The 19,571-nt window shown below is 36.8% G+C and carries 21 protein-coding genes; 12 read left to right on the forward strand and 9 right to left on the reverse strand.

The features are described from left to right. The first annotated feature begins 50 nt into the window (after positions 1–50). The 3 genes from T420_RS0106340 to rsmA are packed head-to-tail and all read left to right on the forward strand — an operon-like array spanning position 51 to position 2,850. Entirely contained in the window at positions 51–1,010 is a 960-nt protein-coding gene (locus T420_RS0106340; protein WP_013544901.1) for a SurA N-terminal domain-containing protein, read from the forward strand. Next, positions 1,010–2,026, forward strand: coding sequence for a 4-hydroxythreonine-4-phosphate dehydrogenase PdxA (gene pdxA, locus T420_RS0106345; RefSeq protein WP_013544900.1), 1,017 nt, complete (start codon positions 1,010–1,012; stop codon positions 2,024–2,026). Before T420_RS0106340 ends, pdxA begins: the two co-directional genes overlap by 1 nt. Continuing rightward, positions 2,020–2,850 carry a 16S rRNA (adenine(1518)-N(6)/adenine(1519)-N(6))-dimethyltransferase RsmA gene (gene rsmA, locus T420_RS0106350; RefSeq protein WP_013544899.1) on the forward strand — a complete coding sequence of 277 codons (831 nt, stop codon included), beginning with the start codon at positions 2,020–2,022 and terminating at the stop codon, positions 2,848–2,850. Before pdxA ends, rsmA begins: the two co-directional genes overlap by 7 nt. 49 nt (positions 2,851–2,899) lie before the next feature. On the opposite strand, the gene gmk is transcribed toward rsmA, so the two are convergent. From gmk to T420_RS0106385, 7 genes are all read right to left on the reverse strand, one after another. Next, the gene (gene gmk, locus T420_RS0106355; protein ID WP_013544898.1) at positions 2,900–3,565 is read right to left on the reverse strand and encodes a guanylate kinase; all 666 of its coding nucleotides are present in this window, start codon (positions 3,563–3,565) and stop codon (positions 2,900–2,902) included. Between the two features lie 53 nt (positions 3,566–3,618). Next, positions 3,619–4,728 (reverse strand): endolytic transglycosylase MltG, encoded by a 1,110-nt coding sequence (gene mltG / locus T420_RS0106360; protein WP_013544897.1) that lies wholly within the window; start codon positions 4,726–4,728, stop codon positions 3,619–3,621. A 104-nt stretch (positions 4,729–4,832) separates the two neighbouring features. Next, entirely contained in the window at positions 4,833–6,095 is a 1,263-nt protein-coding gene (gene fabF, locus T420_RS0106365; protein ID WP_013544896.1) for a beta-ketoacyl-ACP synthase II, read from the reverse strand. 101 nt (positions 6,096–6,196) lie between these two features. Beyond that, complete coding sequence (locus T420_RS0106370; protein ID WP_013544895.1) at positions 6,197–6,433, reverse strand: acyl carrier protein; 237 nt, start codon at positions 6,431–6,433, stop codon at positions 6,197–6,199. A 261-nt stretch (positions 6,434–6,694) separates the two neighbouring features. After that, positions 6,695–7,432 (reverse strand): 3-oxoacyl-[acyl-carrier-protein] reductase, encoded by a 738-nt coding sequence (fabG, locus tag T420_RS0106375; RefSeq protein ID WP_013544894.1) that lies wholly within the window; start codon positions 7,430–7,432, stop codon positions 6,695–6,697. A gap of 18 nt (positions 7,433–7,450) precedes the next feature. Then, the gene (gene fabD / locus T420_RS0106380; protein WP_013544893.1) at positions 7,451–8,395 is read right to left on the reverse strand and encodes an ACP S-malonyltransferase; all 945 of its coding nucleotides are present in this window, start codon (positions 8,393–8,395) and stop codon (positions 7,451–7,453) included. Between the two features lie 76 nt (positions 8,396–8,471). Further along, positions 8,472–9,059, reverse strand: a complete 588-nt coding sequence (locus tag T420_RS0106385; protein ID WP_013544892.1) for an undecaprenyl-diphosphatase — start codon at positions 9,057–9,059, stop codon at positions 8,472–8,474. Between the two features lie 393 nt (positions 9,060–9,452). Here T420_RS0106385 and rpsF point away from each other — a divergent pair, with 393 nt between their 5' ends. From rpsF to T420_RS0106430, 9 genes are all read left to right on the forward strand, one after another. Then, positions 9,453–9,860, forward strand: a complete 408-nt coding sequence (gene rpsF / locus T420_RS0106390) for a 30S ribosomal protein S6 (protein ID WP_013544891.1) — start codon at positions 9,453–9,455, stop codon at positions 9,858–9,860. Further along, a complete protein-coding gene (gene rpsR, locus T420_RS0106395) occupies positions 9,860–10,108 on the forward strand; it encodes a 30S ribosomal protein S18 (protein WP_013544890.1) in 249 nt (82 codons plus the stop codon). The genes rpsF and rpsR overlap by 1 nt, the downstream gene beginning before the upstream one ends. 141 nt (positions 10,109–10,249) lie before the next feature. Next, entirely contained in the window at positions 10,250–11,227 is a 978-nt protein-coding gene (locus T420_RS0106400; protein WP_013544889.1) for a hypothetical protein, read from the forward strand. 25 nt (positions 11,228–11,252) lie between these two features. Further along, positions 11,253–11,831, forward strand: a complete 579-nt coding sequence (gene rplI, locus T420_RS0106405) for a 50S ribosomal protein L9 (RefSeq protein ID WP_013544888.1) — start codon at positions 11,253–11,255, stop codon at positions 11,829–11,831. 115 nt (positions 11,832–11,946) lie between these two features. Further along, on the forward strand, positions 11,947–13,446 hold the full coding sequence (locus T420_RS0106410) for a replicative DNA helicase (RefSeq protein ID WP_013544887.1): 1,500 nt from the start codon (positions 11,947–11,949) through the stop codon (positions 13,444–13,446). Between the two features lie 6 nt (positions 13,447–13,452). Further along, entirely contained in the window at positions 13,453–14,838 is a 1,386-nt protein-coding gene (gene radA / locus T420_RS0106415; protein ID WP_013544886.1) for a DNA repair protein RadA, read from the forward strand. A gap of 163 nt (positions 14,839–15,001) precedes the next feature. Beyond that, on the forward strand, positions 15,002–15,541 hold the full coding sequence (locus T420_RS0106420) for a CvpA family protein (protein WP_013544885.1): 540 nt from the start codon (positions 15,002–15,004) through the stop codon (positions 15,539–15,541). A 127-nt stretch (positions 15,542–15,668) separates the two neighbouring features. Continuing rightward, the gene (gene purF, locus T420_RS0106425) at positions 15,669–17,162 is read left to right on the forward strand and encodes an amidophosphoribosyltransferase (RefSeq protein ID WP_013544884.1); all 1,494 of its coding nucleotides are present in this window, start codon (positions 15,669–15,671) and stop codon (positions 17,160–17,162) included. 2 nt (positions 17,163–17,164) lie between these two features. After that, on the forward strand, positions 17,165–17,914 hold the full coding sequence (locus tag T420_RS0106430) for an SDR family NAD(P)-dependent oxidoreductase (RefSeq protein ID WP_013544883.1): 750 nt from the start codon (positions 17,165–17,167) through the stop codon (positions 17,912–17,914). 95 nt (positions 17,915–18,009) lie between these two features. Here the strand turns inward: T420_RS0106430 and pssA are convergent, their stop codons facing one another. Together pssA and T420_RS0106440 are read right to left on the reverse strand one after the other, a co-directional pair. Further along, a complete protein-coding gene (gene pssA / locus T420_RS0106435; RefSeq protein ID WP_013544882.1) occupies positions 18,010–18,843 on the reverse strand; it encodes a CDP-diacylglycerol--serine O-phosphatidyltransferase in 834 nt (277 codons plus the stop codon). Between the two features lie 8 nt (positions 18,844–18,851). Next, positions 18,852–19,550 carry a phosphatidylserine decarboxylase gene (locus tag T420_RS0106440; protein WP_013544881.1) on the reverse strand — a complete coding sequence of 233 codons (699 nt, stop codon included), beginning with the start codon at positions 19,548–19,550 and terminating at the stop codon, positions 18,852–18,854. Positions 19,551–19,571 lie beyond the last annotated feature (21 nt).

Genomic DNA, 19,571 nt, shown 5'->3' on the forward strand with positions numbered 1-19,571 from the left:
ATATTGGGATAATAGATGAGAATTGATCAACAATGTAAAGGTTTACTTACATGAATATACTAAAAAATAGTGTTCTTGCTTTATTTTGTATCACTTCTTTGAGTGTCAGCAGTTTATCCGTAAGCACATTTTTTACATCACAAGTCTTCGCGCAGACTTCAGTTGTCGTCACAGTTAATGGCAACCCTATTACAAGTTATGATATTCAAAGGCGTATTGCTTTTCTCAAATTGCAACAGAAACAAGGAAATCTCGCCGCACAAGCTAAAAATGAACTTATTGATGAAGCCCTTAAAAATAATGAAATAAAACGACGGAATATTGAGGTTAGCAAAGATGAAGTTGAGAGTGCTTTTAAGAATTTCGCATTACAAAATAATATGACTGTTGATCAACTCAATCAAATGCTCGCTCAAACTGATGTAACAGTAGAGCACTTTAAAACATATATTCTTGGACAAATGGGTTGGGGACGTCTTGTTAATGCGCGTTATCAAGCTGAAGGTGGAGTGCTTACAGAACAAGAAACTGCACATAGGATATTAAAAAATGGCGGTGTAAAACCTTCAACAAACGAATATACATTACAACGAATTATTTTTGTTATTCCTGAACATCGTCGTTCAGCAATTCTAGAAAAACGCAAGAAAGAAGCAAATAAGTTCCGTGCAAATTTCCATGGATGTCATAACGCTCAAAACCAAGCAAAAAGTATTTTAGATGTTACTATCCGTCATTTAGGAAAATTTTTGGAGCCTCAACTTCCTCAAAATTGGGAAAAAGCTATCCTTGCAACACCAGCTGGAAAAATGACCAACTTCCAAGAAACACAATATGGCATTGAAGCTCTTGCTATCTGTCAAATAAAAAGAGTTTCCGATGATCGTGTAGCTCGGCTTATATTTTCCATCCAAGATCATCAAAAAAAAGATATTCCACAACTTCTTGAAGCTCTCAGTGAAAAATATTTAAAAGAATTGAGACAAACAGCGCATATTCAAAACTCATAATGGCTCCACTAATCGTTAGCAGTGGCGACCCAGCAGGAATTGGTCCTGAAATTGTTATAAAAGCGTGGAATATGCGTAATATACGTCAAATTCCACCCTTTGTTCTTTTAGCTGATCCTGAAGTTATTCATTCGCGCGCTCGTTTTTTACGACTTAATCTTAATATTGATATAAAATCTATTTCCACTCATAATCTTGTAGAAGATTTTCCAATATCTCTTCCTATAATCCCCTTAAAAAATCGACAAAGTGATCAACTAGGATTATCTTCACCGAATAATGCTGCTGGAATCATTGAAGCAATCGAACGGAGTGTTCGGTTGATTCAAAGTGGTCATGCGCGTGCACTAATTACTTGCCCTATTGCTAAAAAAAGTCTTTACGATACTGGATTTCAATTTCTAGGTCATACTGAATTTCTTGCTTATCTTGCTCAAAAATCTTCCAATAAACAATATCACCCAGTTATGATGTTATCTGGACCTCGACTAAAAACAGTGCCAATTACTATTCATATTCCACTTAATGAAGTTTCCTCATATCTTACTTATAACTTAATCATTAAAACTGCATTTATTACTGAAAATGATTTAAAAACTAAATTTGCAATAACTTCACCCCGCTTAGCTGTTGCTGGTCTTAACCCTCACGCTGGAGAAAATGGAGCAATAGGAAAAGAAGAAACAAAAATTATTATTCCTGCTATTGAATATCTTAAAAAAAAGGGCCTTAATATTATAGGCCCCCTCTCTCCTGATATAATGTTTCATGAACGTGCAAGGCAAGCATATGATGCTGCTCTTTGTATGTACCATGATCAAGCTCTTATCCCTATTAAAACATTAGACTTTGATACTACTGTCAATGTTACTTTAGGATTACCTTTCATCCGAACATCTCCAGACCATGGCACTGCTTTTGATATTGCAAATAAAGGAATAGCTTCTCCTGAAAGTTTTATTGCTGCTCTTCAACTTGCAGACCAGCTTGCAAAAAATAATTCAATTACATGCTAATAGATAATCTTCCTCCTCTCCGTAATGTAATCAATACACATAAGCTACAGGCTAATAAATCTTTGGGACAGAATTTTATTTTTGATCTTAATTTAACAACTAAAATTGCTCATCAAGCAGGAAATATAGAAGGAAAACCTATTCTTGAAATTGGCCCAGGTCCTGGTGGTTTGACTCGCGCTTTACTTGCAAAGGGTGCTATTGTAACAGCGATAGAACGTGATGAGCGTTGTATGCCAGCTCTCTTAGAAATAGAAAAGCACTATCCACAAAAACTCAAGCTTATTTTTAATGATGCACTAAAACAAGATTTCTCAAAACTTTTTGAAGCATATCCAGAAAAACCAAGGATTATCGCAAATCTTCCATATAATATTGGAACACAACTCTTATTAAATTGGCTTTTAACAAAATCATGGCCTCCTTTTTATGAGTCAATGACTTTAATGTTTCAACGTGAAGTCGCAAAGCGTATTACAGCAACTTCCCAATCTCCTTATTACAGTCGTCTCAGCATATTGACTGGTTGGCGTAGCATCGCAAAAATCGCTTTTGATATTCCTCCTCAAGCTTTCATACCAGAACCAAAAGTAACTTCTTCCGTTGTTCATATCATTCCACGCTTACAACCTCTCGCTTGCTCTACACAAAAATTAAGCCTCGTAACAAAAATTGCTTTTGGACAAAGGCGCAAAATGCTACGTCAAAGTTTTAAAACTATTGGAGGGGAAACGCTTTTAGAAAAAGCTGGTATTGACGGAACACGCCGAGCAGAAACACTTTCTATTTCTGAATTTGTAACTTTAGCCAACCTAATCACTTAAAAACTAAAGCTCTTGTTAATTTGAAACTTCCCTTAAAATGAAAAGCATATTAATCAATTTTTTCAGCAATAAGCTCATCAATGAAAGATTCAAGAAAACAACAACGCTTACGTTTCATTGTTTCTGCTAAATAAATCGATTTAATAAGCAATAAAGACTGATTTAAATCTTCGTTAATCACAACATAATCGTAAGAGCGCCATTGCTGAATTTCTGCTCGTGCATTGTTTAATCGCAAATTAATAATGTCTTGGCTATCTTCTGCTCGACGATGTAAACGAGCAACAAGCTCTCTCATTGACGGAGGAAGAATAAAAACAGAAACAGTATCCCCTGGCATTTTTTTTTGAAGTTGTTCGGTCCCCTGATAATCAATATCAAATAACATATCCCGACCAGCGCTCAATGCATTTTCAACGTTTTCACGTAAAGTCCCATAATAATTCCCATGCACTTCTGCCCACTCAATAAATTCATCTCCTGCACACTTACGTTTAAATTCTTTTTCTGAAATGAAATGATAATGAACACCATCTACCTCACTAGGGCGCCTTGCCCGTGTTGTCATACTGATAGAAAGCTCTAGTTGCCCATCTTTTAAAATTAACCTTGAAAGTGTTGATTTACCAGCACCTGAAGGTGAAGAAAGAATAAGTAGAAAACCACGACGTTGATTTTTTTTTTGAGAACTCAATTCATTATAAAATAATGTCATAATGTTAATCTTTTCAAAATTTTCTAAATATGAATTCTAAATTTTAATAAGATTTATCGTTTTTCTAACGCACGCCATTTACGAACATTTGCATTATGTTCATCCAAAGTTTTAGAAAAAATATGTCTACCTGAACCGTCAGCTACAAAATAAAGCGCATCACTTTTCGGGAAACTCGCCACTATCTTTAAAGAATTGCGACTTGGATTTGCAATAGCTGTTGGTGGCAACCCATTAATCTTATAAGTATTATATGGTGTTTCTCTCTCAAGATCTGAACGATAAATTGGACGATCTACAGGTTTACCTCTTCCACCAAAAATACCATAAATTACTGTCGGATCAGATTGAAGACGCATACGTCTAGCAAGACGATTATAAAATACTGCAGCCACTTGCAGTTTCTCTTCTGCAATCCCTGTTTCTTTTTCAACAATCGATGCCAATATAACAAATTCATCGATAGACTTGATGGGTAAATCTGGTGAACGAGTAGCCCATATTGCATTAACTAATTTCGTTTGTTCTTCACGTAGTCTTTTTATAATTTCCATACGTGTTGTGCCACGAATAAAATGAATAGTATCAGTCACCAAACTGCCCTCTGGAGGTAAAACTTCCGGAAGATCACCGATCAAAATTTCATTGGCTGCTAATCGGTCAAAAACCTGTTGAACGGTTAAACCTTCAGGCACTGTAAAGGTATATTCAATAGACTTTCCTTTTACAAAAATATCCATAATATCACGCATCGAAGCATACGCTGGAATTAAATATTCACCTGCCTTAAGACGTGTTGTGTTTTTGTAATAACCAACTCCATAAATAAAAATATCAGATGATCGAATAAGACCACGCTTTTCAAGCAGTGATGCAATTTCACGAATTCCTTTTCCAGAATCTATAAGAATAACTTGTTCTTTCTCAGCTATCCCTTTACCTTCAAAAATGTTCTTTACAATATAAAGGGAAATACCGACAACCAAAAGAGCAATTACAATAAGCATTATAAAAAAATTACCGAGAATAATAAACGGATTGCGTAAAATATTTGATCTTTTCCGCTTTCCATGAAGCAATCCATCATCATTATCATTTAGCGAATAATTTAATGAAAAATCATCTATATCCTGCAATGATGATTTACTTTTCACATCAGACATAACTTACTAACCTTAAATAATTTTAGGTATTTCCTAATAATTTCTCACCAAAATCTTATAATCAAAAAGCTTATTAAAGCAGCCATAACAAATGAAAATGTTTATTATTGACTAAAGCGCCGCATTACTAAAGATGCGTTTGTTCCACCAAAACCAAATGAATTAGAAAGAATTGTATCAATTTTTTTCTCGCGTGGTGTATGCGGTACAAGATCAATTTTTGTTTCAACAGATGGATTGTCGAGATTGAGCGTTGCCGGAGCTATATTGTCTCGTATAGCTAAAATACAAAAAATAGCTTCAGCTGCACCAGCTGCACCAAGTAAGTGTCCAATAGATGATTTCGTTGATGACATTGATACCTGCGACGCATGATGACCTAAAACACGCTCAACAGCAGCTAATTCTATAACATCAGCCATTGTTGATGTACCGTGAGCATTAATATAATCAATATCGCACACATTCACTCGCGCACGCTTAAGAGCAAATATCATACTACGCTGCGCACCTTCACCACTCTCCGAAGGAGCTGTAATGTGATAGGCATCACCAGATAAACCATAACCAATTACCTCTGTATAAATGCGAGCACCCCGCTTCTTTGCATGTTCGAGCTCTTCTAAAACGATAACAGCAGCCCCCTCACCCATAACAAAACCATCACGATCTACATCATAAGGACGTGAGGCACGCTCAGGTTCATCATTACGCCCAGTAGAAAGAGCTTTACAGGCAGCAAAACCAGCAAGAGATATACGATTAACTGGAGATTCAGCTCCCCCTGCCACCATCACATCCGCATCACCTAGTGCAATTAAACGAGTTGCATCACCAATCGCATGAGCACCGGTTGAACAAGCTGTTACAACCGAATGATTAGGACCACGCAAACCATGCTTAATAGAAACATAACCAGAAGCAAGATTAATCAAACGCCCTGGAATAAAAAAAGGAGAAATTCGCCGTGGACCTTTATCACGAAGTGTATAACCAGCCTCAATAATACCTCCAATGCCTCCAATACCCGAACCAATCATAACACCTGTCTGAATCTGATCTTCATCATTTTTTGGAAACCATTCAGCATCTGCAAGTGCTTGATCAGCAGCAGCTATTGCATAAGTAATAAATGGATCAACCTTACGCTGCTCCTTAGGTTCCATATGTAGATCAGCATTATATGTACCATTTGTTCCATCCCCTAAAGGAATACGGCCAGCAATTTGACATGGTAAATCAGCAACATCAAATTCAGTGATACGCCGAACACCACTTTTCCCTTCAAGAAGCCGCTTCCAAGTCCATTCAACATCACCAGCTAGCGGAGATACCAATCCCAAACCAGTAACAACAACACGTCTCATATTTCTAACCTTGAATCACCTACTCCTAGAAGCTACATTGCCAAATATACTCTAACTAGAAAATAGGGCAAAAGCATAAAATACTTTTGCCCTTTAATAAATTATACAGAAGCTTTATCAATAAACTTCACTGCATCACCAACTGTGAAGATTGTTTCGGCAGCATCATCCGGGATTTCTATACCGAACTCTTCTTCAAAAGCCATAACAAGCTCAACTGTATCAAGGCTATCTGCTCCTAGATCATCGATAAAGCTTGCATTTTCTACTACCTTATCTGCGTCAACTCCAAGATGCTCTACAATAATCTTTCTAACGCGCTCTTCTGTATCACTCATATTGAATCCTCGAATTTATATTGTTTTCCTGTACTTGGTTAGCGATATAAGTTCATATAATCAAGTAATAGATGCATTGCTCCAAAACTTTAGCGATAAAATATAGGACATTCCGTGGATATCTCATCTCAAATGTACTAAATTGATATCCTGATAAGTTGAACAATTACCACACTTAAAGAAATAAACTTATTGTTCTATTTCATTCATTGTTATCTAAAATAATAATGATTATAAATCAATGTAGAATAAAGAAAATACTCAAATCATTGCCATACCACCGTTGACATGTATTGTTTGTCCAGTCACATACCCTGCCTCATCACTCGCTAAATAAACAACTGCAGAAGCTATTTCTTGTCCGATTCCCATACGTTTCATTGGAATTATAGCCATAATTTTTTCTTTCTGCTTTTCATTCAATTGATCAGTCATCGCGGATTTAATAAATCCTGGAGCAATACAGTTAACAGTTATATTTCGTGATGCAACTTCTTGCGCCAATGACTTGGAAAATCCTATTAAACCAGCTTTCGCAGCACAATAATTCGTTTGTCCAGGATTACCAACAACACCAACAATAGAAGTTATATTAATAATACGTCCATAGCGTCGCCGCATCATATTATATGTCAGTTCACGTGTTAAAGTAAAGGCAGCTGTCAAATTAACTGCCAACACATCATCCCAATCCTGGTCCTGCATACGTACAAAAAGGCCGTCTCGAGTAATACCAGCATTATTAACAATAATATCAACCCCATCCATCTCTTTTTCCGCTGTCTCAGCCAATTTCTTGATAGCATTACGGTCAGAAAGATCAGCGGGAAAAATAAAAACGTCTTTACAAAAATCTACAGCAATTTCTTTGAGTCTTTCTTCACGCGTTCCATGCAACCCAACAATGACTCCTTGTGCATGTAAAGCACGCACGATTGCTTCACCAATATCTCCTGATGCTCCCGTTACAAGAGCTTTACGACCTGTTAATTTAAACATCCTTTAGACTCCCTCAGATTAAACACCTAGCAATTGTAATGCTGCTTCAATTTCCTCAGCTGTACCAATTGTCAAGCTATTGATATTTTTATTAATACGGCGCGTTAAACTTGTTAATACTTTCCCAAAACCGACTTCAAAAAGAACATCAATCTCATTAGCTCCAAACCACTCGATTGTTTCACGCCATCGCACTCGCCCAGTCACCTGTTGAATAAGAAGCATAAAAATACGTTCCGGATCACTTTCTGGTGTAACAGAAACATTTGCAATAAGCGGAACAATAGGCGCTCTTTTATTAACTAATCTTAAGGCGTTTTTCATCGCATCAGCTGCAGGACTCATTAGAGCTGAATGAAAAGGAGCTGATACTGAAAGAAGCAACGCGCGTTTAGCTCCTTTTTGTGAAGCAATCTTGATCGCTGCTTCGACAGCTTTTGCTTCACCTGAAATAACAATTTGCCCACCTCCATTATCATTGGCAATTTGACACAAACCTTCTCCTAAAACAAGCTTGCAAATTTCTTCAACATCTTGTTCATTCAAACCAATAATTGCTGCCATTGATCCTTCACCAACAGCAATAGCTGTTTGCATAGCATTTCCACGAATCCGTAAAAGTCTTGCTGTATCAGCTAAACTAAATGTACCAGCAGAACAAAGTGCTGAATATTCTCCTAAAGAGTGACCTGCGACAAATTTGACTTTTTTTGCTATATCAAGTCCTAACTTTTCCATTACACGAATAATTGCCATAGATACAGCCATCAACGCTGGTTGTGCATTTGCCGTTAACGTCAAAGCCTCTTGTGGACCTTCAAAAATAATCTGTGATAATTTTTCACCTAAAGCATCGTCAACTTCCTCAAAGACCATGCGTGCTTCAACAAATTGCTCTGCAAGTACTTTTCCCATACCAACAACTTGGCTCCCCTGTCCTGGGAAAGTGAATGCTGCTACCATCATTATCTCCAAAATTGAATTTCAGATTTATAAATTCTTTAGCCAATTCAATAAACATAAATTACAACAAATCAACTTATTTAGAATGAATACCTATATGAAAATTATATTTTAAGGGCGGAATTTGATATAAAAATTGAGGAAAATATGACGCAACAAACCGGATAATAAACCAACTTATGAGGCTTCCTAAAACCACACCAGCTAAAACATCAAGAGGATAGTGTACGCCTGTAAAAACACGCCCCCAACAGATTAATAACAAAAATATCAATGCAAACTTAGAAGCGACTTTGTACCGATACAAATAAAGACTAACAAAGTAAGATACAATAATCAATGCATGATTACTAGGAAAAGAAGCTGTTTCCCGATGCTTAATAAGAGGCTGCACGAGACCTGCAACAAATGGACGCGGACGATAATAAATAAGAGAAATAATATAGCCTACAAAAAGGGCAATACAAATGCTAACACAAATACTTAAAACAATACGCCTCCCCGTATATCTACCGCAAAACCATAACACACAAATATGTATGGGAATAATATAAATCAAAAACTTTGCACAAATGATACCAAACCAAACCAAAACCAAATGCGTTTGATGATTACTAGCAAGCATTTCAAAAAGTGCTATATCAATCTGATGTAAAAAATTCATTCTTATCTCATTTCTCATTCATTATATCGCTATCTTTCTCTCTATCATATCAATAAACACTGATACGATACTGATACGATAGAGAAAAGTGAAACGCGAAATGTATAAAAAATATCCCAAGACTCAATAAATCATATTTTTTGTAAACACCAACTTGCTATTTTAAAAGATAAGCTGTAAATATCTATTGTTCATTACTGGTATTTGGCTGGGGGTTGAACGGAGGACTGGGAAATAACCAGTAGGAATATAATAATTCCGGCCTCCCGTATCTCCGCTCTCGAGTGTCTCGAATTGCAAACGCGTCCTTTCTTCTTTGGATCTTCCAATAAAGACAAGTCGCAGAGGCTTTGCGCCAAAACTAGTCGAATTTAATTGAAGAAAGGCAAAATAATGGCTCTTTATGAACACGTTTTCCTTGCCCGACAGGACATTGCACCGCAGCGAATTGATGAGCTTTTAGAAACTTACAAGGGTGTTATTGAAGCGCATGGTGGGAAAGTTGGGCGTATAGAGAATTGGGGTCTTCGTTCTCTTGCTTACCGAATCCGCAAAAATCGTAAAGCTTATTACGTATTGATGAATATTGATGCTCCAGCTGCAGCAATCGTTGAACTTGAACGCCAAATGCGTATTAATGAAGACATTTTGCGTTATATGACTATCCGCGTAGAAAAACATGAAAAAGAGCAATCTACGACGCTTTCACGGCTTAACCGTGATGACTTTCCTAGTAAAAATGAAGAGAAAGGTCAAAATCTACACCATCAACGTGAAAATCCAACAGAAGGAACAGAATGATGACTGACATTAACCAAACTTCAGTACGTCGTCCTTTTCATCACCGTCGTAAAACATGTCCATTTTCAGGGGCAAATGCTCCTAAAATTGATTATAAAGATACCAAGTTGTTACAGCGTTATATTTCAGAACGTGGGAAAATTATTCCTTCACGCATCACAGCCGTTAGTCAGAAAAAACAACGTGAATTAGCTAATGCTATTAAGCGTGCCCGTTTTCTTGGCTTACTTCCATACGTTGTTAAATAAATTTTAAATTTATTGCGTAGCCAGAATTTCTTCTGGCCACTTATTCTTTTTCTTTGATGTTTTAACAACACATTTTAATTATAATATATCCAAAGTTGGGGCATTATATGCCTCTAACTGCAAAAAGCAGGACAGCAATCAATGGAAGATTCTTATTCTTATAAAACGATAATCGGTATTTTAGCAGGATTATTTACTGCTGTCATAGGAATGGCAATCATCAGCATCTCAAATGTCATTCCTTATTGTTCTCTCTTCTTTGGTTGTTTTATTTCACTTCCAATCTTTGTTTCCGCATTCAGATATGGTACATTACCTAGTCTTGTCGCTCTAATTAGCGCTACTTTTATTCTTTCCATAATCAATAATATTTATATTGGTTTTGGTTTTATGTTGTTGTTTTTTCTTCCTGCTGTTTATGCTTCCTGGCTTCTTGGGCTTGCGCAACCAATACAAGAAAAAAATTCGTTGATATGGTATCCACTATCATCAATCATTTTTCTTTTAACTAATTTTATTGCTTGTATATCAACTCTTATTGGAATCTATGTTCAAAATCATCCAGCTGCCCCTACTATTGCAAAACGAATTACTGAGAACATAGTACAAACTATGCAACAATCGCAGTCTATAAAAGAAACTGATATCTTTGCTTTTAGTGAACTTTTAACGACACATACAGGCACTTTAACAGCGGTAGCATTAACTATTTACAGTTTAATTTTTTTTATTGCTAATCTCTACTTTTCAATAATAATAGCGCGACATATAAAGTGGCTGAGAAGACCTTGTGATGATTGGAAACAAAATTTCCGTCTTCCAATTTTTGGGCTCATTATTTTTATTATCGCTTCTATAGCTTCAATGATTGAAATCGGTTTTATATTTAACTTGAGTGCAAATGTTTTTACTACTGCCTACATATTTACCATATCGGTTAGTGGTCTAGCATATCTCCATAATATTACAAAAGAGATAAGCGGTCGAATAATAATATTGTCCCTCGTTTATATTGCTATTTTAACTGTTATTTTTACTGTACCTATTTCTTTTATGCTTCTGCTTATGGGTATTTGGGCAACTATCCAATATAATAGCCAATCACGCAAATCTTACTAATTGACTTATTCGAAAGGAAAAAATTATGGATATTATTTTGCTTGAACGCATCACTCATCTTGGTCAGATTGGCGATATTGTCTCAGTTAAAAACGGCTATGCACGCAATTTTCTATTACCTAAAGGCAAAGCTTTACGTGCTAACGAAGCTAACAAAAAGCATTTTGAAACACAACGCGCACAGCTTGAGGCCCGTAATCTTGAACGCAAAAATGAAGCTCAAAAAGTTGCTAAAAAACTTGATGGACAATCGTTTATTATTATCCGTTCAGCTGGTGAAACAGGACAGCTTTACGGTTCAGTATCAACACGTAATATTGCCGACACTATAACAGAGAACGGCTTTTCTATTGAACGTAATCAAGTTGAGCTTAATCACCCAATTAAAACTATCGGTCTTCACACGATTCCTCTTAACTTACACCCCGAAGTTCAAGTTTCTGTAAAAATTAATATTGCACGTTCAACTAATGAAGCGCAGCGTCAAACGGAAGGTGAAAATCTGACTTCTATTGAAGCGATATATGGTACTCCAGAAAAACCATTAACAAAAAAAACTGATGACCATAAAGAAAATAATCCAAATGAAGAAAGTCAAAGTTAATGAATATCTTTTACCTATTTGGCTGTTTGTTTTTTCTTTTTTCCCATTAAAATTTATTTATATATCATGATAATATTCAGCCTCTTGGCTGAATATTTTTAATAGGAAGATTGTTATGGAAAAAACTGGCATCTCTAATCCCATCCTTCAGCAAAAAGAAGAACTCAACTCTTTTCGGCAGATGCCACATAATATTGAAGCTGAACAGGCACTACTTGGTGCTATTCTTATTAACAACGACGCACTTGATCGCGTGTCAGATTTTTTAAAACCAGAACATTTTTTCCAACAATTGCATCAAAAACTCTTTGAAATTTTATCACAAATTATCAAAAAAGGAAAATTAGCAACCCCTGTCACTATCAAACCTTTTATTCCAGCTGAAGAAAAAATTGGAGATATCACTGTATTTAATTATGTTATCCGTTTGGCTAAAGAAGCAGTAACAATTATTAATGCTGAAGATTATGGACGAGTAATTTATGATCTTTTCATCCGACGTTCCTTGATTAATCTTGGAAACGAAGTTGTCAATACAGCATTTGATGCGCCTGTAGAATTTGCACCAATTCAACAAATTGAAAGAATTGAACGTGATCTATTTCAGCTCGCAGAAAAGGGGAAATATGGTGGTGGATTTGAGAGTTTTGATGAAGCTGTCAAAAAAGCTATTGATATGGCAGGAGCAGCAAAAAAGCGATCTTCACGATTATCAGGTATCGCTACTCACATAAAAAAACTTGATGAACAAATGGGAGGATTACAGCCATCTGATTTAATTATAATTGCTGGACGTCCTGGTATGGGCAAAACCTCTCTTGCTACCAATATTGCCTTTAATATTGCAAACACTTATAATTGTGATGCAAAAAAAGACTTATCGCAAGAAAATGAGGGAGGTATTGTCGGATTCTTTTCGCTTGAAATGTCATCAGAACAACTTGCGACACGTATTATTTCTGAGCAAACAGAGGTCCCTTCTTCTGATATTCGTCGTGGTAATATTTCAGAAGAGCAATTCACAAAATTATTACGCATAATGAACCGCCTACAAAAAGTCCCACTTTATATTGATCAAACTGGTGGTATATCGATCACTCAATTGGCTGCACGTGCACGCCGTCTCAAACGACAACACGGTTTGGATGTATTGATTATTGACTACATACAATTAATGACAAGCAATTCAAGACGCTCATCTGAAAGTCGTGTTCAAGAAATTACAGAAATCACTACAGGACTCAAGGCCTTAGCTAAAGAATTGAATGTTCCCATTATTGCTCTTTCACAGCTTTCGCGCCAAGTCGAAAATCGGACAGATAAACGCCCACAACTATCGGACTTACGTGAATCTGGTTCAATTGAGCAAGATGCTGATGTTGTTATTTTTGTATATCGTGAAGAGTATTATCTCAAAAATGAGGAACCTAAGATAGGAGGTCCAGAACATTTAAAATGGCAAACATCAATGGATGAAGTTTTTGGGAAAGCTGATATTATCGTGGCAAAGCAACGCCATGGACCAACAGGCATAGTTAAACTTTCTTTCCAAGCTGATTTCACACGCTTCAGTGATCTGGTAGACAGTAATTATCTTCCAGAACAATATGGTTAAACCATTATGGCACGCAATCGTCTTCAATTTATTTGCCAAAATTGTGGTACCGCCCATTTGCGCTGGACTGGAAAATGTCATTCCTGTGGAGAATGGAATTCTCTTGCCGAAGAGAGTATGAATAGTGGTTTAGCTAGTGGCCCTTCTAAAAATATTCGTAAAGGTCATATAGTTGCACTTACATCTCTTTGTGGAGATATTGAAGATGCTCCGCGTATTCATTCTGGCATTGCTGAACTCGATCGTGTCACCGGTGGTGGCTTTGTTCGTGGATCCGCATTACTTATTGCTGGCGATCCAGGTATTGGAAAATCAACACTGCTAACACAAACAGCAGCTGCCTTATCGCAAAAAGGATATAACATCATCTATGTCTCAGGTGAAGAAGCTATTGCACAAATTCGCTTACGTGCACAGAGGCTTAAAGCAACAAATACATCGGTTCAACTCGCTGCTGAAACTAATGTTGAAGATATTCTTGCAACCTTAAATACGCATAAAAAACTTGATATGGTTATCGTTGATTCCATTCAGACTTTATGGTCGGATGTAGCAGATTCAGCCCCTGGAACCGTAACACAAGTCCGCATTAGTGCTCAAGCGATGATCCGCTTTGCAAAAAATACAGGAGTCGCTGTCGTTCTTGTTGGTCACGTCACAAAAGATGGACAAATTGCTGGACCTCGTGTTGTTGAACATATGGTTGATGGTGTTCTTTATTTTGAAGGTGAAGGTGGATATCATTATCGAGTTTTAAGAACTATAAAAAACCGCTTCGGACCAACAGATGAAATTGGCGTCTTTGAAATGTCTGACAAAGGATTACTGGAAGTTTCCAATCCATCTGAACTATTCTTAGGTGAACGTAATGAAAAAGCACCAGGAGCTGCCGTTTTTGCAGGAATGGAAGGTACACGCCCTATATTAGTGGAAATTCAAGCCCTTGTTGCTCCCTCTTCACTTGGTACACCACGACGTGCCGTTGTAGGATGGGATGGAAATCGTCTTTCAATGATTCTAGCCGTATTAGAAGCTCATTGTGGTGTACGCTTTGGACAACATGATGTTTATCTTAATGTTGCAGGTGGTTATCGAATATCAGAACCTGCTGCCGATTTAGCAGTTGCAGCAGCCTTGGTATCTTCTCTTTCAAACATCCCTCTCCCGACTCATTATGTATATTTTGGTGAAGTCAGCCTTTCAGGAGCAATCCGTGGCGTTGCACATTCAGGACAACGCATTAAAGAAGCTGAAAAACTAGGTTTTCAAGGAGCGTTTCAACCTACAGTAACAACCGAAACAATAAAATCACAAAGCTTTCAACAACACGCATTCTCTGATCTTCCTGAATTGATTGCCGCTATTGCTTCAGATAAAAAACATAAAAAATGATCTATACCACAGAAAAATAATTAAAGAGAAAATTCTATAAAACGCAAAAGATTCTTGATATAAACATAGAAAGTGGACATAACCAAAAATCAAAAATGCGTTTTTATGCATTTTTTATACTGATTACAATGGAATGCAACGTATACATATAAGGAATCAAAAAATGAGTGTAACAATTCTAGACGGTATTGTCGTAGTAGTTATCCTATTTTCCTCTTTTCTAGCCATGCTTCGCGGTTTCTCACGTGAAATACTATCATTCATTTCTTGGATAATTGCAGCCGTTGCAACATTTTTTTCATTTAAACTTATATTACCCTTCACGGAACAATATCTCTCTAATAAAATGATAGCATTGATTGTCACATTTTTCATGATTTTTATCATTGTTCTTATCGTTACTTATATCATCACGATGAAAATTGCTGATTTTATTATTGATAGTCGAATTGGTGCACTTGATCGCACCATCGGGTTTATTTTTGGAGCATTCCGTGGCTTATTGATTACTGTCATCAGTATATTGCTCATTAATGCGCTTGTTAAACCTGAACAACAGTCGGACTGGCTAAAAAATGCACAAACAAAACCTCTGTTAGATTCACTAAGTAAAAAAATAGCGAAAATGATGCCAAAAGATCTCGATTATACCTTTGAAACAATAGAAAAATTCTTTAAAAAAGATGACACTACAAACAATTAAACTATAAATATTATTAGAACAATTAACGATGCTATTACTCACAAAATAAGAAATAGTTTTTATAATGAGCTTTAAATAATATGTGGTGTAGGGTATTAGCTATTTCCTACGTCACAACTGAAAGAATATGATGAAAAAAATCAACATCTCTTGTCAGGAATTTTCATTAGATGACGATACGCTTCATGAAGAATGTGGGGTATTTGGTATACTTGGACACGAAGAAGCAGCAACATTAACCGCTCTTGGATTGCATGCATTACAACATCGTGGACAAGAAGCTGCTGGAATTGTTTCTTATCATAACAAGATGTTCCATCAAGAAAAACATTTAGGTCTTGTGGGTGATCACTATACAGATTCCGCAACATTAGCCCGTCTGCCAGGAGATCGTGCTATTGGGCACACCCGTTATTCAACAACAGGTGAAGTAGCATTACGTAATGTACAACCTCTTTTTGCAGAATTAAACGCTGGAGGTATTGCTATTGCTCATAACGGCAATCTAACAAATGGCCTTACATTACGCCGTGAATTAATTGCCTCTGGTGCTATTTGCCAATCAACATCAGACTCTGAAGTCTTTCTCCACCTTATTGCCCGCTCACGCCATGAATCATCATCTGATCGCTTTGTTGATGCCATTCGGCAAGTAGAAGGTGGATATGTTATGTTGGCGTTAACACGTACTAAACTTATTGCTGCGCGTGACCCAACAGGTATTAGACCGCTTGTTATGGGTGAGCTTGATGGTAAACCAATCTTTTGTTCAGAAACCTGTGCTCTTGATATTATCGGAGCAAAATATATTCGCGATGTTAAAAATGGTGAAATCGTCATATGCGAAATACAAAAAGATGGTCAAATCACTACAGAAATTATTAAACCAGCAATAGAACAACCAGAAAGGCTTTGCCTTTTTGAATATGTCTATTTCGCTCGTCCTGATTCAATCGTCGGAGGACGAAGTGTTTATGTAGTCCGAAAAAATATGGGTATACATTTAGCACGAGAAGCACCTTGCGATGGTGATATTGTGGTTCCTGTTCCTGATGGAGGTACTCCTGCAGCAATTGGTTACGCACAAGAAAGTGGAATTCCTTTTGAACTAGGCATTATTCGTAATCATTATGTTGGTCGTACTTTTATCGAACCAACCCAACAAATTCGTGCTTTCGGTGTTAAATTAAAACATTCTGCAAACCGTTCTATTATTGAAGGGAAGCGTGTTATTTTAATTGATGACTCAATTGTACGTGGAACAACATCCATCAAAATTGTAAGAATGCTCCGCAGTGCAGGAGCAAAAGAAGTTCATATGCGTGTTTCCAGTCCAATGATCTTATATCCTGATTTTTACGGAATCGATACACCTGCAATTGAAAAACTTTTAGCTAATCAATATCCAGATCTGCAATCCATGTGCAATTTTATCGGTGCTGATTCATTAGACTTTCTCTCAACTGACGGCCTATATCTTGCCATTATAGGGGAAAAACGGAATAACTCTCATCCACAATTCACTGATCATTATTTCACTGGTCATTATCCTACACATCTAACTGATCAAAAAAATACTCCAACAGTTCATAAATTATCTGTGCTGAAAACAAGAAATTAATAATGATCAAATCTGATTTTAATCTTGCTGGACGTGTTGCACTCGTCACAGGTGCCTCTAGAGGAATTGGTTATCATCTAGCATTAGAACTAGCAGTACGTGGCGCTCATATTATCGCACTTGCACGCACAATGAATGGTTTGACAGCGCTTGATAACGAAATTAAAAAAAAAGGTGGTTCCGCAACATTAGTACCAGTTGACTTGAATAATATGGAAGCTATTGATGCATTAAATATATCAATTGATGAACGTTGGAAGAAACTTGATATTTTAGTTGCAAACGCTGCAATCTTAGGAATACTTTCACCAATAGCTCATATTGAAAATATGATGTTTGAAAACATTTTACAAATAAATCTTACCAGTCAATGGCGTTTGATGAAAGCAGTTGAACCTTTATTGCGCAAATCTGACGCTGGACGTGCTATCTTTCTGTCATCAAGTGTTGCTCATTGCGCGCGCCCTTTCTGGGGACCTTATGCAGCTTCTAAGGCCGCTCTAGAACTTCTTGCTCGCTGCTGGGCAGAAGAACTGAAACAAACATCTATTAAAGTTAATTGTGTTAACCCAGGTGCAACATGTACTACAATGCGGGCACAAGCTATGCCTGGTGAAGATCCTCAAACCTTACCTTCTCCACAAAAAGTTGCAGCAGAAATAGCCCATCTCTTATCCCCTCACTTAAAAGAAACAGGAGGACTTTTTGATGTCCGTCAAAAACGATTCATGAACTATCATATTCCTGATTAACCGTAATCTGTCTATACTACCAACTAATTGAAATCTTCTAGAGCAGATACTCTTCTTTTTTATAGCTAGTATAAAACTCTCTGATTGTTAATTAGCTATCTATAATATTTTTCATTTTTTCTTCTAAATTCTAAAACAGCCCGTTTACTATAAATCCAAGCACTATAAGGAAGAAAAGCCATATAACCAATAGCTGTTATTAATAAAGTATACCACATATAAGTAGCCAGAAAACCAACATAAATAACAATGGCCAACATACACGGTACCACAATATCGCGCCTCAAATTATGACCTATTGTTTTTCCACTCCATACTGGTAAACGACTTACCAAGAGAAAAGCAATAATCACAGTATAAAAACTAAAAAATAAAGCCCATCCCCAATCGGGGACTAAACCTATCCCTCCTAAATAAACAGGTAATAAAAGCATTAGTGCACCTGCTGGTGCAGGGACACCAATAAAATAATTTTTCTGCCACTCCGGTATATCAGCATCATCCAACATCACATTAAAACGAGCTAACCGCAAACAACATGCAACACAATAAACAAGTGCCGCTACCCAACCTACTTGATGAGCCTGAGTTAGAATAAAAGAATAAACAACAAGAGCAGGAGTAACACCAAAATTAATAACATCAGCAAGTGAATCCATCTGCGCCCCAAAAGACGAAGTGCCATCCATCAAACGAGCAACACGACCATCAGCTCCGTCTAAAATTGCTGCCAAAAGTACTACCAAAATAGCTGATTCATAGCGATTCTCAAAAGCCAAACGGATACCATTCATTCCCGCACAAATTGCTAAAATAGTAATAATATTAGGAATAACATACCGCATCGGTATAGGTGAACGCCGCCGATGCGCAACATTATCGTTTTGTCTTTCAGGTTCAAACGAAGAAAACGGTGAAGAATTTTTCATACCTCATCCTAATCAAGTCTAAAGTCATTTACAGCAGCGTCATCACCAAAAGAGCCTAAAACTGTTTCTCCAGCAATTACTATCTGACCAACTGCAACACGCAATTTTACATTAGCTGGTATATAAACATCAAGACGAGAACCAAAACGTATTAGCCCAAAGCGCTGCCCAGAAACAATTAAATCATCTTTTTTTTGCCAACAAACAATCCGACGTGCAATTAATCCTGCTATCTGCACAACACCAACTTTGCCATGTTCACTGTCAATCACCATTCCATTACATTCATTAAATTGACTAGCTTTATCAAATTCAGCATTAGAAAATTTACCCGGACGATAAACTATAGACTCTATCGTACCACTCACAGGAACACGATTGATATGACACGAAAAAATATTCATAAATATAGAAACACGTACCATTTCTTGATCACCTAATCCCAACTCCGCAGGCGGAACACATGACTCAACAAAAGAAATACGGCCATCAGCAGGAGAAAGAACCCAATTCGAATTCACGGGTATCACTCGTTCTGGATCGCGGAAAAAATATATACACCACATTGTCAGAACAAGACCACACCAAAATAATGGACTCCAGATTAAACCTAAAATGAGTGAAATGACAAAAAATACTACAATAAATGGATAGCCTTCTTTATGAATTGGGACGAAGCCATTTTGGATAGATTGTGCAATAGTCATATAATTTCCTATTCATAGATG

Source organism: Bartonella clarridgeiae ATCC 51734 (genome assembly GCF_000518185.1).
Taxonomy (GTDB): domain Bacteria; phylum Pseudomonadota; class Alphaproteobacteria; order Rhizobiales; family Rhizobiaceae; genus Bartonella; species Bartonella clarridgeiae.

Excerpts from the sequence above, each read along its gene's own strand:
- T420_RS0106340 (WP_013544901.1), top strand. The coding sequence starts at position 51 with ATGAATATACTAAAAAATAGTGTTCTTGCTTTATTTTGTATCACTTCT.
- pdxA (WP_013544900.1), top strand. The coding sequence starts at position 1,010 with ATGGCTCCACTAATCGTTAGCAGTGGCGACCCAGCAGGAATTGGTCCT.
- rsmA (WP_013544899.1), top strand. The coding sequence starts at position 2,020 with ATGCTAATAGATAATCTTCCTCCTCTCCGTAATGTAATCAATACACAT.
- gmk (WP_013544898.1), bottom strand. The coding sequence starts at position 3,565 with ATGACATTATTTTATAATGAATTGAGTTCTCAAAAAAAAAATCAACGT.
- mltG (WP_013544897.1), bottom strand. The coding sequence starts at position 4,728 with ATGTCTGATGTGAAAAGTAAATCATCATTGCAGGATATAGATGATTTT.
- fabF (WP_013544896.1), bottom strand. The coding sequence starts at position 6,095 with ATGAGACGTGTTGTTGTTACTGGTTTGGGATTGGTATCTCCGCTAGCT.
- T420_RS0106370 (WP_013544895.1), bottom strand. The coding sequence starts at position 6,433 with ATGAGTGATACAGAAGAGCGCGTTAGAAAGATTATTGTAGAGCATCTT.
- fabG (WP_013544894.1), bottom strand. The coding sequence starts at position 7,432 with ATGTTTAAATTAACAGGTCGTAAAGCTCTTGTAACGGGAGCATCAGGA.
- fabD (WP_013544893.1), bottom strand. The coding sequence starts at position 8,395 with ATGGTAGCAGCATTCACTTTCCCAGGACAGGGGAGCCAAGTTGTTGGT.
- T420_RS0106385 (WP_013544892.1), bottom strand. The coding sequence starts at position 9,059 with ATGAATTTTTTACATCAGATTGATATAGCACTTTTTGAAATGCTTGCT.
- rpsF (WP_013544891.1), top strand. The coding sequence starts at position 9,453 with ATGGCTCTTTATGAACACGTTTTCCTTGCCCGACAGGACATTGCACCG.
- rpsR (WP_013544890.1), top strand. The coding sequence starts at position 9,860 with ATGACTGACATTAACCAAACTTCAGTACGTCGTCCTTTTCATCACCGT.
- T420_RS0106400 (WP_013544889.1), top strand. The coding sequence starts at position 10,250 with ATGGAAGATTCTTATTCTTATAAAACGATAATCGGTATTTTAGCAGGA.
- rplI (WP_013544888.1), top strand. The coding sequence starts at position 11,253 with ATGGATATTATTTTGCTTGAACGCATCACTCATCTTGGTCAGATTGGC.
- T420_RS0106410 (WP_013544887.1), top strand. The coding sequence starts at position 11,947 with ATGGAAAAAACTGGCATCTCTAATCCCATCCTTCAGCAAAAAGAAGAA.
- radA (WP_013544886.1), top strand. The coding sequence starts at position 13,453 with ATGGCACGCAATCGTCTTCAATTTATTTGCCAAAATTGTGGTACCGCC.
- T420_RS0106420 (WP_013544885.1), top strand. The coding sequence starts at position 15,002 with ATGAGTGTAACAATTCTAGACGGTATTGTCGTAGTAGTTATCCTATTT.
- purF (WP_013544884.1), top strand. The coding sequence starts at position 15,669 with ATGATGAAAAAAATCAACATCTCTTGTCAGGAATTTTCATTAGATGAC.
- T420_RS0106430 (WP_013544883.1), top strand. The coding sequence starts at position 17,165 with ATGATCAAATCTGATTTTAATCTTGCTGGACGTGTTGCACTCGTCACA.
- pssA (WP_013544882.1), bottom strand. The coding sequence starts at position 18,843 with ATGAAAAATTCTTCACCGTTTTCTTCGTTTGAACCTGAAAGACAAAAC.
- T420_RS0106440 (WP_013544881.1), bottom strand. The coding sequence starts at position 19,550 with ATGACTATTGCACAATCTATCCAAAATGGCTTCGTCCCAATTCATAAA.